Genomic DNA, 14,251 nt, shown 5'->3' with positions numbered 1-14,251 from the left:
CAGGACTGTATCTTAGAATACATTTTATCCACCAAACCCGGGAGAGCCGAATCGATTTCAGAGAAAAGACTATACTGAAAATAATCAGCAGATCAGCACTGGATTTATAAGAGAAGCAAGATGAGAAAAAAATCGTTGTGGGCGGGATTATTGGTGGGATTTTGGTTTTGTCTGACTTGGATGGCATGGACACCCACAGCAGCCGCCTTTAGCGAAGAACAAAAATTAATACTGCAATCTTGGCGATTAGTCAACCAATCCTATTATGATGACACCTTTAATCATCAAAACTGGTGGCAGGTGCGGGAACAATTCATCAAAAAACCCCTCAACGATCGGACGGCGGCCTATAATGCGATCGAACAGATGTTAGCCACTCTCGATGAACCTTTTACCCGTCTCTTGCGACCGGATCAATACCATAACCTACAAATTAGCACCACGGGGGAATTATCGGGGGTAGGACTGCAAATTAATATCAATCCTGACAATGGTTACTTAGAAGTAGTTGCCCCCCTTGCCGGTTCTCCTGCTGAGGCCGCTGGTTTGACTAGCCACGATCGCATTTTGTTTATTGATGGCATCGATACCACTACTTTAACCCTCGATGCAGCAGCAGCCAAAATGCGCGGGACACCCGGAACAGAAGTTTCCTTAGTCATTCTTCCCGATCAAAAAAGTCAACCAAAAACCCTATCTTTAACCCGCCAACGCATTTCTTTAAGTCCAGTGGTAGCGGTTTTAGATAAAAATTCTAGTTCCTTGCCCATCGGTTATGTGCGTTTAAATCAATTTAGTGCTAACGCTGCCAAAGAAGTCTCGGAAGCGGTGACGAACTTACAAAAACAAGGAGCCAAGGGTTATATTTTAGATTTAAGAAATAACCCCGGTGGTTTACTGCAAGCGGGCATAGAAATCGCTCGGATGTGGATTAATCAGGGAACGATCGTTTATACGGTTAATCGCGAGGGAATTGCCGATAGTTTTGCCGCTTCTGGCAATGCTTTAACCGACTCGCCTTTAGTCGTTTTAGTCAATCAGGGAACCGCCAGTGCCAGCGAGATTTTAGCCGGAGCATTACAGGACAATCAACGAGGGGTTTTAGTGGGAGAAAAGACTTTCGGTAAGGGATTAATTCAGTCCCTATTCGAGTTACCCGATGGGGCAGGATTAGCGATTACCGTGGCGAAATATGAAACTCCCGCTCACCATGATATTCATAAGTTAGGAATTATGCCCGATCAAGTGGTGGCACAGGAACCGATCACATATCAGGAAATCGGCACCGAAAAAGATAGTCAATACCAAACGGCAATTCAGTTTTTAAACCAGAAGACCGTTTTAGCCAAAGCTTCCTAAGTGGGGTTTTCAGTTATCAGTTATCAGTTACCAGTTATCAGATGCGAGTTTTCAGGATTCTTCGTTACTTGGTCTGCTTCGATCGGGTGGCATAAATCGACTAAATTCTTATCTGGCAAGAGACTTAATTGATTAGTTCGTTAGAGAGGGAAAATAATTGACCAAGATCCCATCAATGTCTTTCTATATAAGGGTTTCATCCCTTATAACCCCCTCCATTGCCTAACACAAACAAAAAGAACCGTTTTCAGTTCACTGTTCACTGTTCACTGTTTACTGTTTACTGATCACTGGACGGCTACGCCGTGCCTTTGGCAACACTGAAAAAACTTCCCACACCCCACACCGGACGGCATAGATCGAACAAATTAGCCATTTTTTCCATCAATATCTAAATTAAGATGAAAACCTGTTTGATTTGGAGAGAATGCTAACATCGATTAGAATTTTCCCAGTCCGGGTTTTTCAGCCTTGCAACCTTAACTCATCCTTGATTTTACTGCCATGCAGAGATATATTCGATCGCCCCTAGCCCTAACCCTGAGCATCAGCCTCTTAGCTAATTTTTTAACCGCTTGTAATAATGCCCAAACCCCCGATAACACTGCCTCTAGTCCCACCACCACTGCTCCCGGTGATGAGGGACTAAAATTAGGGGCTTTACTGCCCATTACCGGAGATTTAGCCGCTATTGGTCAAAATATGCCCGAAGCAGCCGCCCTAGCGGTGGAGACTATCAATGCCTGTGGTGGAGTCAATGGCAAACCCGTCACCCTGGTGAAAGAAGATGACCAAACCGATCCCGCCGCCGGTGCTTCAGCAATGACGAAACTAGCGGAGGTGGATAAAGTAGCTGGTGTGATCGGTTCCTTTGCCAGTAGCGTCTCGGGAGCAGCCGTCGATGTGGCGGTGAGAAATAAAGTTATGTTAGTCTCTCCGGGTAGCACCAGTCCTGTATTTACTGACAGGGCGAAAAAAGGCGATTTTCAAGGTTTTTGGGCGCGGACGGCTCCCCCGGACACCTACCAAGCTCAAGCTTTAGCGGTCCTAGCTAAGAAAAAGGGTTTTCAAAATGTGGCCACCGTCGTGATCAATAACGATTATGGAGTCGGATTTGAACGGGAATTCGTGAGCGCTTTCGATAAATTAGGCGGCACGATCACTAATAAGCAAAATCCCGTCCGTTATGACCCGAAAGCTGCCACTCTCGATAGTGAAGCGGCGGCTGCCTTCGCTAATCAACCGGATGCTGTAGCGGCAGTCCTTTACGCTGAAACGGGCAGTTTATTGCTACAAGCGGCCTATAAACAGGGATTGACCAAAGGAGTTACCGTCCTCCTCACCGATGGGGTTTATTCGGAAGATTTCACCAAACAGGTGGGGAAAGGAACTGATGGTAAGTCAATTATTGCTGGGGCCCTAGGCACTGTCCCCGGGGCCGACGGTCAAGCTTTAAGCGCTTTTACTACTCTCTGGAAAGAAAAAACTGGCAAGGATGTCACCGCTTTTGTTCCCCATACTTGGGACGCGGCGATTTTATTGATGTTAGCAGCTGAGGCGGCTAAATCTAACACCGGGGAAGGGATTCAAAGCAAGATTCGTGAGGTGGCTAATGGTCCTGGGACGGAAGTAACCGATGCTTGTCAAGCCATGGAAATGATTCGCAAAGGCGAAGATATTAACTATCAGGGGGCCAGTGGCAATGTGGATATCGATGAAAATGGCGATGTGGTCGGTAGTTACGATGTCTGGACTGTTAATGATGACGGCACTCTCAAGGTTATCGATCAGGTGACACCTAATCAGTGATCAGTAATCAGTAATCAGTGATCAGTAATCAGGAGATTGTTTTTATTTATTCTCTCTGCTCTCCTTCTCCCCTCTCTCCCCCAACACCCACGAAGTCTGTTGACAGCAGCATACTTTGTGCTTTTTGTCAAAAAAACTTTTTTTTTGCAACAAAACTACACAAAAAAAAGATCATCGTTGTGGGTGAAATTGACTCATTTACCCGTCTTAATTAGGATCACCTTCTAGCTGTGGCAAGGGTTTCAAGCGTTGCTGTCCAAAAAAGCACAGAACTGCCCACTATGAAATTCAGTAAAATCGCTGTAACCATGATAACATCGTTGTTAAATAAAAATCTTTCTCAATTAATTTTTAAGAATTTGTAAATATTGCGGAATGTTAATTTGAATATTCTCAAGTTTTTGGCATCAATCAATAATTTTTACTTATCTTTGACCAATATCGGGTTAGGAGTCAGAAGTCAGGAGATAGGAGATTATTTTTATTTATTCTTCCCACACCCCACTTCATAATTCCCAATCCATCACTGATGACTGAAAACCGAGACAGTTTTCTGAGGACTTTTTTTATTGGTGGGAACTGGATCGGGGTCATTTTCTTCCCTGGCCACCCGGATTAAGAGGGCGGCTAAAAAGAGACTGGCTAAACTGGAACTGCCGCCATAGCTAAAGAGAGGGAAAGGTAGGCCCGTAGTGGGTAAAGAACCAGTAGCCACACCGATATTTAACAGAGATTGACCGATTAAAATTACCATCGCCCCGATCGCCACTAATTTTTTGATGCGATGACGACATTTAACCGCCACGATCAGGGCGAGAGTAGCGTAGAGAAATAGCATGATTAACAGTAAAATACCGCCAATAAAACCAAATTCCTCGCCAAAGACAGCGAAAATAAAATCCGTATCTGGGAAGGGTAGATAAAATAATTTTTGTTGGGATAAACCGTAACCGCTGCCAGTGGTTCCGCCAGAACCGATCGCCAGTAAACTCTGCACTAATTGATAACCATCACCCCGGGGATCCTGCCAGGGGTCTAGGAAAGATAAAATCCGTTTTCTCTGGTATTCGCGGAAAGTAACACTGACCACGGCCATAGTTAAACCCAGTAAAGCGGTGCTGGTCATGTAGGATAAAGGCAGACCAGAGGCGAGAGCGATCAGCCAGAGAGTTATACCACACAGAGCAGTGGTACTCAAGTTAGGTTGTAAGAGGATGCCGGCTAGAATTAGTCCAAAAATAGCGATCCAAGTTAACCGTTGATTGACATTTAAACGCGGCCATCCACCGAAAACCGCCGCTCCTTGCAGGACGAGAAACGGTTTCATAAATTCCGACGGTTGCAAGAGAATCGGCCCGATTTTAATCCAACGGGTGGCACCATTGATATTAGCTCCCAAACCGGGGATGAGAGTGATCAAAATTAATCCTAAAACTAATAAAATCATCCAGGGGGCGATTTTGAGGAGTTTCTCGATCGGCAATCGCACCAGGAAATTAAAGCCAATTAAGCCAACCCAAAGCCAGATTAATTGGCGGATAAAATAGTATAGTCCGTTATCAAAGCGACTGTCAGCCAGAGCGTAGGAAGCGGAAAAAAGCACGACTAACCCGACTAACAGCCACAAAAAAGTCATCCAGCGCAATAATCGCGCTTCGGCTGACCAGTTTTTCACATCGGGGTCAAAAATAGGGATAATATATTGCCACACGGAGATTTTTCGCAAAGAAGTATCTTGCACAGATTAACCAAAAGGACTAGGCTCGATCGCAGTTTGTTCCACTATCCGACGGCGACATGACCGATTAAACCCGCGTTTTCACCGTGCCATTCTAGGGTATCACCGATCGCCTGACCGTCGTGATAGGCAGCCAAGAGAATTTCCGCCGTTTTCCCCCAAACAATATTACCCTGACGATCAAGGGAAATCATGCCCAGATCCCGACCATTAGTTTGGGATTCGTGCATCGATTTCTCCACGGCAGCGGCGAGGGAAAAACCATCGGTGACGCGAATGACCACCTTAGCGGCTAAACACTCATCGATAATATCTTCCCCGACCCCCGTACAGCTTACTCCGGCCCATGGATTGGCATAATTGCCGGCCGGCATGGCACTGTCACTAACGCGACCGATTCTTTCTAATCCCTTCCCCCCGGTAGAAGTTCCGGCGGCGATGTCTCCTTGCTGATCAAGGGCCACCACCCCGATAGTTCCCCGTTGTGCTGACGAATCGGCGAATAAACGGGCCATTTTGCGATTAAAGTTCGTCTTTCTTTCTTCCATCCATTCTTGAATCCGATAATCGGTTAGGGGATCATAGAGGGGAATTTGTAATTCTCGGGCCAGATCTGCAGCCCCAATTTCCGAGAGAATGCGATCCTCTTGACTTTGGAGAAATTGAGCCAGGCTAATGGGATTCTGTACCCGCGAGACGTTAATGACACCGCTTAAACGCTGGTGACGACCATCCATCAAGGCTGCACTCATTCGCACCTGACCGTCCGATTGCACCACCGAACCGGTTCCAGCATTAAATCGCGGTTCATCCTCCAGTAACATACATCCTTTTGTCACCGCTTCCACAGCACTAGCACCATTGTCAAGGAGGTTGTAAATATTCTTAACAATCCCCCGGAGAGAATCGCGCACTGATTCTAAACCACCTTTATCCTCTAGGGAACTCGCTCCCCCATGAATAATTAACTTCGCATTTACTCTGGTCATCGAAAAATTGAGTCCGAAACCCCGTCTCTTGAGGACGGCTTTGCCATTAAATAGTAGCGCATTTACACCATCTATCTTGACTTCCCCTTTAACAAAAGGGCATAAACTGTACTGTCAGCTGCCCGCGCATTTAAATTGCTTAACAGCTTATCAAATATTTTTTCGGCATTTTTATTTGAATTAGGGTTTGCTGAATAAGTACGGGCGAAGCATTCGGATAGAAAATCTACCTTTTCACCGATAGGTTATTGTCCGAATGCTTCGCCCCTACAGGACGCGGGCCGATGAAGACGCAAGGTTTTGAACGACGATTCTCTCAAAATCTTGCACCTGTTTCGCGAGAAAAGCCCCAAAACCTTTACTTTGCCTACATTTCAAATTTATTCAGCAAACCCGAATTAGAGAAGACAAGAAGGGACAACCCAAAAGAAAACCCAACCACCGCTATGGGGAGATTGGGTTTTCCGGTTATCACATTGATTTTAAGGAGCTAAAGCGTTACCGCGCAGGAGAGAACCGATGGTTTTAGCGGTAATCTTCATCTGTACGAGAGGATTAGCGGGAACAACGGTTTTATAGAGATAACTGTCAAAAGTCATCTTCTGTACATCCTTATCGGAACACATTTCCACAAAAGCTTCCCGGGTGGCATCGGTACGGTAGAAAACCCGTTGCAGGATATCTAATACCAGATAGGTCATACCGTATTTCTTATCCCAACGCTTGAGGTAGAGTTTTAACTCGTCCTCTGTGGGAATACGTTGGCCGCCGTTGGTGACTTCGACAATGGTTTCGGCACACATCCGCGCCGATTTAGCGGCGAAATAGATGCCTTCTCCCGAAGACTTAGTAACTGTTCCCGCAGCATCTCCCACCAGTGCCACGCGACCAACTACACGACGAGGACGGGGATGTTCGGGGATGGGGTGAGCCTCCACCCGGATGATTTCGCCTCCTTCCAGACGACGGGCCGCGCGAGCGCGAATACCAGCTTGTAGGTCTTTAATCATGGCTTTATTGACCTTCATTGTGCCAGTACCGACAGCGACGTGATCGTATTTGGGGAATACCCAAGCGTAGAAGTCGGGGGATACGTCTTTTCCTACATACATTTCGGCCAGATCTTCGTAGTAGGCCATTTTATCTTGGGGAAGACGGATGCGTTCTTGGAAAGCGATCGCATAGTTGTAATCCCCGGCATCAATAGCTTTGGCAATGCGAGAATTAGCACCGTCGGCGCCGATAACCATATCCACCTTCAGAGATTTCATTTCCCCTTGGGAATTGCCGTGGGAGTGATCGGCGTAGTGTAGGGTATAGGGATCGGTGCTATTGGTGGGAATGTCGAGACCGTAAACGGTTCCGTTGATTAAATGCGCTCCTAATTTATGGGCGCGTTCTCTCATAAAACCGTCGAGGACTTCCCGACGACACATTCCGATATATTCGTCTTGATTATCGAGATTAATATCGACTTCGACGTTAGAGGGGGAGATCATTTTCATTTTTCTCACCCGGCGATCGATAATTTCAGGAGGTAGGTCAAATTCGCTCACCATACAGAGAGGAATCGCTCCACCACAGGGTTTAGCATTATCTAATTTGCGTTCAAATAAATAGGTTTCAATGCCTGCTTTAGCTAATGTTTCTGCCGCCGAAGAACCGGCCGGCCCTGAACCCACAACAGCGACTCTTAACACTCAGGTTTTCTCCTACATACTTACGAGCGAGTACGCTTTGCAGTGTACCACAGGGGTTTAGCCGAAAGGAACGATATCCTCCGATTCTGCCCGATCTTGCAACAGTGCTTAACATCCTCTGTTACAAAAGTTTATTTTACTGCCCGTAGATTTTTTTTAATCGATGTGTTGTATTGTGTTACACCGATAGAGAAGAAAACTGCTAAACCCCTCTCCCAAATTGGAAAAGGGGATAGGTGCGAGGATTGTTAAGCTCTTGCTTTCAACCAATCGCTAATAGCGGGGGGTAAATCCCGTTGCACTTTGCCACTGACATACATTCCGATATGTCCGACCGGAAAAGCACAAGCGGTATAGTCAGAAGTACCGATATAATTCCCTAAAGCGAGGGAAGAAGCGGGAGGGACAAGGTGATCTTTATCCGCGTAAAGATTGAGAATTGGCATAGTCAGATTATGTAAATCTACCCGTTTATCTCCTAACATCACTTCCCCTTTAATCAGTTTATTTTGCTGATAGAAATCCTTGAGAAACTGTCGATAGGATTCTCCCGCTTGGTCGGGACTATCAAAAATCCATTTTTCCATACGCAGAAAATTAACTAATTTTGATTCGTCTTCCATGATGTCAGGAAAATCGAGGTATTTCTGATAACCTAACTGCAAAGGTTTCAATTCCAGAAACTCTAAGTTGAGAAAATCTCCCGGGATATTGCCCATAGTATCTACCATTAAATCGATGTCTAATGCTTCGGCTCCCAAGGAACACCCCCCGCGCATATTTAAGAGGGTCTCGGTTTGATAAAAGTCCACCGGTGTCACCATTGTCACCAGATTTTTTACCTTATCGGGATAGAGGGAACTATAGCATAAACTAAAGGTTCCCCCCTGACAGATTCCTAACAGATTAATTTTGTCGAGATGGTGACTTTGACGAATAAAATCGACGCAATTATCCACATAACCATTGATATAATCATCAAGGGTTAACCAGCGATCGCTTCTGGTGGGATATCCCCAATCAATTAAGTAGATATCTAAGCCTAATTTCAGCAGATTGGCCACTAAAGAACGCCCTTCCTGTAAATCTACCATGTAGGGACGATTGACCAAAGCATAAACCATCAGCAAGGGAATCTCGAAGGGTTTTTCGACCACGGGTTTAAAGTGGTAGAGAATGATTTTATCTTCCCGATAAACTGCTTCTTTTTCCGAGACTCCACACTCAATATCTTCTTCTTTAACTCGTTTGAGATTGTCTAAACCTTTGAGATTTTTCTGAGTTAATTCTAGATAATCTTGGGTAAAATCTTCCAGTTTTACTTGCGTCAAAAATGGCCACATAATTTAATTCTCCTAAAGAATTGGGGAAGTGGGGATTTTTTAGTGAGCAGTGAACAGTAAACAGTAATCAGTGAAAAGAAAGTTCCGAAGTTTTTACCTAACACTATATACTGAAAACTGCAATCCGATAACTGATAACTGATAACTGATTGTCAAGCACAATTAACTAATTGTTACTTTCTGTTTCTTTTTTTTCTCCTAAAGCTTTTTTGAGACTTTTTACCTCTTTGCGTAATTCATAGATAGTCCGATGAATTTCATCGACTTCGCTGCGGGTAGGCAGATTCATTGAGCGCAGGTAAATTTCCATTAAATCCTGCTGTTTGAGGCGATAATCATTGAGGGAATTAATAAATTTTCCCCTTACTTTTAGGTTTTCTGGTTGACAAAAAGCCTTTTCAAAAATATCATCAGCAACGACACTCCACACATCTTGAAATTCTCGCCAATCCTTGACAGGTTGACCTTTTTCTGCTAAGAAAACTAATTTTTTAGTTAAAGCTTCAAAGGATTTAACTTGAATATCAGCCAGCACAATTTGATAGTTAATACTAGCTTGATAAAGAACGCGCCAAGTTTCAAAACTATCGAGTAATTTGCGGTTAAATTCTCGTGGCAATCCCAATAAAGGCATCTGTAACCATTGGCCAAAAGTCTCATCATAAAACTTCTGCCAATAGATATTATTGAGTTCGATCAAGGAAGAAGTGTTACCTAACCAAGCTTTGGTTATTGTGTCATTTGACAGGACGAAAGGATCGAACCATAAATGATTGAGACTTTGTAATTGTTGCAGGTAAATTGTCCATAGTTGACTGACATCTTGACTACTTTGGGAAGTGGTAGTAGTAAAACTATTCAGTTGACCGCGCATCTGTTGGGTATAATTATCTAAAATTGTTTGCCAGTCTTCTCCTGTTTGCATTTTCGGGAAGATACTTTCCCAAGCTTCCATCGATAATTTTAGGAATTTGATCAATAAATCCCGATTATCAAAATAGCGCTGGGTTGCCTCTTGTAATTCTGGTTTAATATTGCCCATAGGAGTCGGTATCGCTCCCATCATATCAAACCAACTTGACCACATTTTTGCCCCGGTTTCTGTCCAAAGATTGACGTAATCGGTGGCCATCTCACTCCAAGCTTGTGTCGGTTTATCCATTATTTTTGCCCTTTTCCTTATAACGCTGATTTCGCTAGTTTACTAACCCACTCTACACCCGATAACTGATAACCGATAAGTCATATTTTTCCAGACTTGGCAATTTTTGCTAGTAATCTTAACGCTTCATTGACTGAGGCTGAATCTTGAAAAATTTCCGCCACATCGGGATCGAGAATTATCACATTACTAGCCTGTCGATAAGCTTGATAATATTTGCCACGAATACCACCAGAAAAGTCATATTCAGTTCGCATCTCGTCATTAACCGTTTCTTCAGACTCCTGATTCATAATTTTTTCTCTCCTGTTTACTAGCTAAACGGGCGCTAATTAAGCGAATCTCATTTTCTCTTTCTTTATGGGATATGACTAACAGCTTTTGTGATTTTGACTGTCCTATCGTCAGAAAACGAAACTCACCCACTGAATGATCGGGATCTAAAATCGTTACGGCCAATGGAGCCCCAAATACGGTCACTGCTTCTTCAAAAGATATACTATGTTTTTTGATGTTGTTATTTGCCTTGTCTTGATCCCATTAAAATTTCATAGATTTATGCTACCATCAAGCAAGTTAGCGGGGACAATAACAAACACATTCTCCATCTTTGAATTAGATAACTGATAACTTACCCACTGATAACTGATAACTGATAACTGATAACTGATAACTGATTAGGTGTGATGGGCCCCATTAACTCTAAGGACTTCTCCAGAGACATAACTGCTGGCAACAGGAGAGAGTAAATAGGCAGTTGCCCAGGCGATATCTGCGGGTTCACCGAAGCGACGACAGGGAATTTCGGCGGTGATTTTATCGCGAACTTTATCGGGAATCGCTAAAGTCATTTCCGTGTTAATAAACCCCGGTGCGATCGCATTGGCGCGAATATTATAACGGGCAGCTTCTCGCGCTAAGGATTTGACTAAACCGATAACTGCCGCTTTTGTAGCCGCGTAATTAGTTTGGCCGGCATTACCGCGATCACCGGAAATAGAACTAATACAAACGATCGATCCCGCTTGTCGTTCATACATTCCCTCAATAAACGGCTTAATCGTGTGATTAACCCCTTTTAAGTTGACATTAATCACTAAATCCCAATCTAGCGGCGTTAATTTAGGGAAAAAGTTATCTCTGGTAATCCCCGCGTTAGCGACGATACCGTAAACCGGTCCCAATTCCGCTTCAATTTGTTGAGCTGCCGCTTCCATGGATTCCAACTTAGTCACGTCGGCGACAATGCCTAAACCCTGGGGATTATCGGCGACTAAATCCGTGTAAGCCACCTTGGCCCCCAAATCTATCAAAAGAGAGACAATAGCCGCCCCAATGCCTCGATTTCCGCCGGTAACGACGATAACTTTCTCCTCTAGTCCGAGAGATACCATAGCTTTTTCCTCCTAAACTCTTTCAATTGCGATCGCTGTTCCGCCACCGGTCCCATGACAGATGGCCGCCATACCCAGGGTTTTATCCTGTACTTTCAACGCGTTAATTAACGTCACCAGAATCCGCGCACCGGAAGCACCGATGGGATGACCCAAGGCGATCGCACCACCGTGAACGTTTTGTTTTTCCCTCGCTAACCCCAGATCCATCTCAAAAAGCAGATTATTTAAGGCAAAAGCTTCGTTATTTTCCACTAAATCGAAATCTTCGATCGTTTTATTGAGAGATGCCAGTAATTTTTTCACCGCGAGGACGGGGAATTCTGGGAAGCGATCGGTTTTGCCAGCACCCACAGCGCCGCCAAGGATTTTGGCAATTGGTTTTAAACCGTACTGATCCACAGCTTTTTGACTGGCTAAAAGGATAGCGGCAGCCCCATCGGAAATCTGACTACTATTCCCTGCGGTTAAAACTCCCGACGGATTAAAAGCTGGCCGCAGTTTTCCTAAACCTTCCGGGGTACTATCGGAACGAATACCCTCATCTTGATCAAGAATTGTGGAACCTTTCTTAGATTTAAGCTCAATTGGCACGATTTCGCCATTAAACCAGCCTTTTTCTGTGGCTGTGGCCGCTCTTTGGTGGGATAAGGCGGCAATTTCGTCTAATGCTTGCCGAGAAACCCCGCGATCGAGACAGAGGCGATCGACTTGGGAACCCATGCCCTCAGTCGTGGTAGCATCGGTTAGGCCATCGTGTAGTAATAGGTCGGTTAATTGTTCCGGCGCACCCATAAGGAATTTATAACCCCACCGGGCCCGATGGGAGAGAAAAAAGCCAGTTTGGGACATGGATTCAATACCACCAGCGAGGACGAGATCCGCTTCTCCGGCGCGAATTGAGGTGGCAGCGTTACTAACGGCAATCATTCCGGAAGAACAAACCATATCCACCCGATATCCGTCCACGCTTACGGGAATTCCCGCTTTAATCGCCGCTTGTCGGGGGATTAACTGACCATGACCCGATCCCAAAACATTGCCGAAAATGTACAAATCTAGGGCTTCTGGGGGCAAATTAGCGATTTCTAGGGCAGATTTCATCACTGTTGCCCCTAAATCGGCCGGGGATAATCCGATTAATCCCCCACCAAAACGACCAATTGGAGTCCGGACAGCGGCCACGATATAAACTTCTTGCATAGACTTCTCTCTATTGGGAAGCGAAGATAATAGATAGAATTTACTTAAGAATATCGAGTCCGAAAAGATCAAAATCCCAATTGACTGTCATTGGTTAAAAGTTCCTGGCCTCGATGCCTTGAGTTTTTGTCTATCTACTCTCGATTTTGCAACAGAATTTCTGTGTCAGAAGATATATTCATTAGAATTTAACTTTTCCGGCAGCAATCCCCTTTTTTTATGGATTTAGTCAAGCGCCTAGTTTTTATCGGTGGTGGCCATAGTCATGCGATCGCCCTTCGTCTTTGGGGGCAATCACCCCTAAAAAACGTTCAATTAACTTTAATTAGCGATGTCACCCATACCCCCTATTCGGGAATGTTACCCGGCCACATCGCCGGTTTTTATGATTTTGCCGAGACTCATATCGATTTACCTTCTCTAGCTAGGTATTCTCAAGCGCAATTCTGTTTAGACAAGGCTAATTTCATAGATACGGAAAAATGTCAAGTAATTTGTCATAATTCTTCACCGATTCCCTTTGATTATCTCTCGATCGATATCGGCAGCATTCCGGCAGTGGATAATGTTATCGGTGCTAAAGAGTACGCTATCCCCGCCAAACCCGTGCCGATTTTTCGGGAAGGATGGCAAGAAATACTCAAAAAAGCGGTTAGTAACCCTAATAATACTCTAAATATCGTCATTGTTGGTGGTGGCGCGGGCGGAGTTGAATTAGCTTTAAATATGCAGTCCCGTTTGGCCAAAATTCTCAACTCTAGCAGTAATTTGAATTTATCTCTAATTCATCGAGGAAAAAAACTCCTATCAGCCCATAATAATTGGGTCGGTCAACGTTTGGAGAATATTTTTAAACAAAGGGGAATTAGATTATATTTATCAACGGATGTGACGGCAGTGCAAGCAGACCAGATTATCTGTTCATCGGGGTTAGTTTTACCGATGGATTATACAATTTGGGTAACGGCTGCCTCGGCCCCTAGTTGGATAAAAGCGTCAGGATTACTGACAGATGAAAAAGGGTTTATTTTAGTGAATAATTATCTGCAATCTCTTTCCCATCCCCATATTTTTGCCGTGGGAGATATTGCCACGATTCCAGATTATCCCCGTCCGAAAGCGGGAGTTTTTGCCGTCCGACAAGGAAAACCCCTGTTCGATAATTTAGCAAGAATTCTGCAAAATCAGCCCCTAAAACCCTATTTTCCCCAGAAAAATTATCTGAGTTTAATCGGCACAGGAGACCAAAAAGCGATCGCATCTTGGGGCGGTTTTGGCTGGCAATCACCGTTATTATGGTTATGGAAAGATCGGATCGATCGAGCTTTTATGAGACAATTTGATAAGCTCTAGTTAATAAGTAGGTAGGTGTTAAAAATTATCAGACACCCCCCTTATCAAGGAGGGGGGATTAAGGGGGGATCAGAGGCAAAATTGCTGATTATCGTCCAATAGCACCGAGTTACTGTCAAGGCCGTTGGGAGTAAAATCTGATTTGGGAATCCCACAACCTGATAAAGTAAAAATCGTCCCGATACCTTGACTGGTTAAGGG

Annotated in this window: 11 protein-coding genes and 1 pseudogene; 3 read left to right on the top strand and 9 right to left on the bottom strand. The window is 44.5% G+C overall.

The window, feature by feature from the left end; translation table 11 throughout:
- Positions 1-120 precede the first annotated feature (120 nt).
- Complete coding sequence (gene ctpA, locus ACQY1X_RS18490) at positions 121-1,359, top strand: carboxyl-terminal processing protease CtpA (protein WP_002773231.1); 1,239 nt, start codon at positions 121-123, stop codon at positions 1,357-1,359.
- Positions 1,360-1,863: 504 nt separating this feature from the next.
- Entirely contained in the window at positions 1,864-3,168 is a 1,305-nt protein-coding gene (locus ACQY1X_RS18485; protein WP_130756238.1) for an ABC transporter substrate-binding protein, read from the top strand.
- Positions 3,169-3,691: 523 nt separating this feature from the next.
- On the opposite strand, the gene ACQY1X_RS18480 is transcribed toward ACQY1X_RS18485, so the two are convergent.
- From ACQY1X_RS18480 to phaA, 9 genes and pseudogenes are all read right to left on the bottom strand, one after another.
- Entirely contained in the window at positions 3,692-4,879 is a 1,188-nt protein-coding gene (locus tag ACQY1X_RS18480; protein ID WP_024968545.1) for an FtsW/RodA/SpoVE family cell cycle protein, read from the bottom strand.
- A 71-nt stretch (positions 4,880-4,950) separates the two neighbouring features.
- Complete coding sequence (locus ACQY1X_RS18475; RefSeq protein ID WP_002751560.1) at positions 4,951-5,895, bottom strand: isoaspartyl peptidase/L-asparaginase; 945 nt, start codon at positions 5,893-5,895, stop codon at positions 4,951-4,953.
- Between the two features lie 482 nt (positions 5,896-6,377).
- Positions 6,378-7,595, bottom strand: coding sequence for a geranylgeranyl reductase (gene chlP / locus ACQY1X_RS18470; protein ID WP_002751549.1), 1,218 nt, complete (start codon positions 7,593-7,595; stop codon positions 6,378-6,380).
- Between the two features lie 248 nt (positions 7,596-7,843).
- On the bottom strand, positions 7,844-8,938 hold the full coding sequence (locus tag ACQY1X_RS18465) for a class III poly(R)-hydroxyalkanoic acid synthase subunit PhaC (protein WP_002737173.1): 1,095 nt from the start codon (positions 8,936-8,938) through the stop codon (positions 7,844-7,846).
- Between the two features lie 166 nt (positions 8,939-9,104).
- Positions 9,105-10,100, bottom strand: coding sequence for a class III poly(R)-hydroxyalkanoic acid synthase subunit PhaE (gene phaE, locus ACQY1X_RS18460; protein WP_002751547.1), 996 nt, complete (start codon positions 10,098-10,100; stop codon positions 9,105-9,107).
- Between the two features lie 80 nt (positions 10,101-10,180).
- Positions 10,181-10,393, bottom strand: coding sequence for a hypothetical protein (locus ACQY1X_RS18455; protein WP_002784823.1), 213 nt, complete (start codon positions 10,391-10,393; stop codon positions 10,181-10,183).
- A pseudogene (locus ACQY1X_RS18450) lies at positions 10,377-10,628 on the bottom strand (BrnT family toxin); the annotation flags it as partial. The gene ACQY1X_RS18455 and the pseudogene ACQY1X_RS18450, both read right to left, overlap by 17 nt.
- Before the next feature lie 149 nt (positions 10,629-10,777).
- A complete protein-coding gene (phaB, locus tag ACQY1X_RS18445; RefSeq protein WP_002751543.1) occupies positions 10,778-11,494 on the bottom strand; it encodes an acetoacetyl-CoA reductase PhaB in 717 nt (238 codons plus the stop codon).
- Positions 11,495-11,506: 12 nt separating this feature from the next.
- Positions 11,507-12,697 carry an acetyl-CoA acetyltransferase PhaA gene (gene phaA, locus ACQY1X_RS18440; RefSeq protein ID WP_149107474.1) on the bottom strand — a complete coding sequence of 397 codons (1,191 nt, stop codon included), beginning with the start codon at positions 12,695-12,697 and terminating at the stop codon, positions 11,507-11,509.
- A 219-nt stretch (positions 12,698-12,916) separates the two neighbouring features.
- Between phaA and ACQY1X_RS18435 the strand changes: the two genes are divergently transcribed.
- Complete coding sequence (locus ACQY1X_RS18435; RefSeq protein WP_149107473.1) at positions 12,917-14,050, top strand: FAD-dependent oxidoreductase; 1,134 nt, start codon at positions 12,917-12,919, stop codon at positions 14,048-14,050.
- Positions 14,051-14,251: the final 201 nt, after the last annotated feature.

It is taken from the genome of Microcystis protocystis FBCC-A270 (assembly GCF_050500235.1).
Taxonomy (GTDB): Bacteria; Cyanobacteriota; Cyanobacteriia; order Cyanobacteriales; family Microcystaceae; genus Microcystis; species Microcystis ichthyoblabe_A.
The sequence above is the reverse complement of the archived record's forward strand: the minus strand, read 5'-3'. Positions and strand labels throughout refer to the sequence as shown.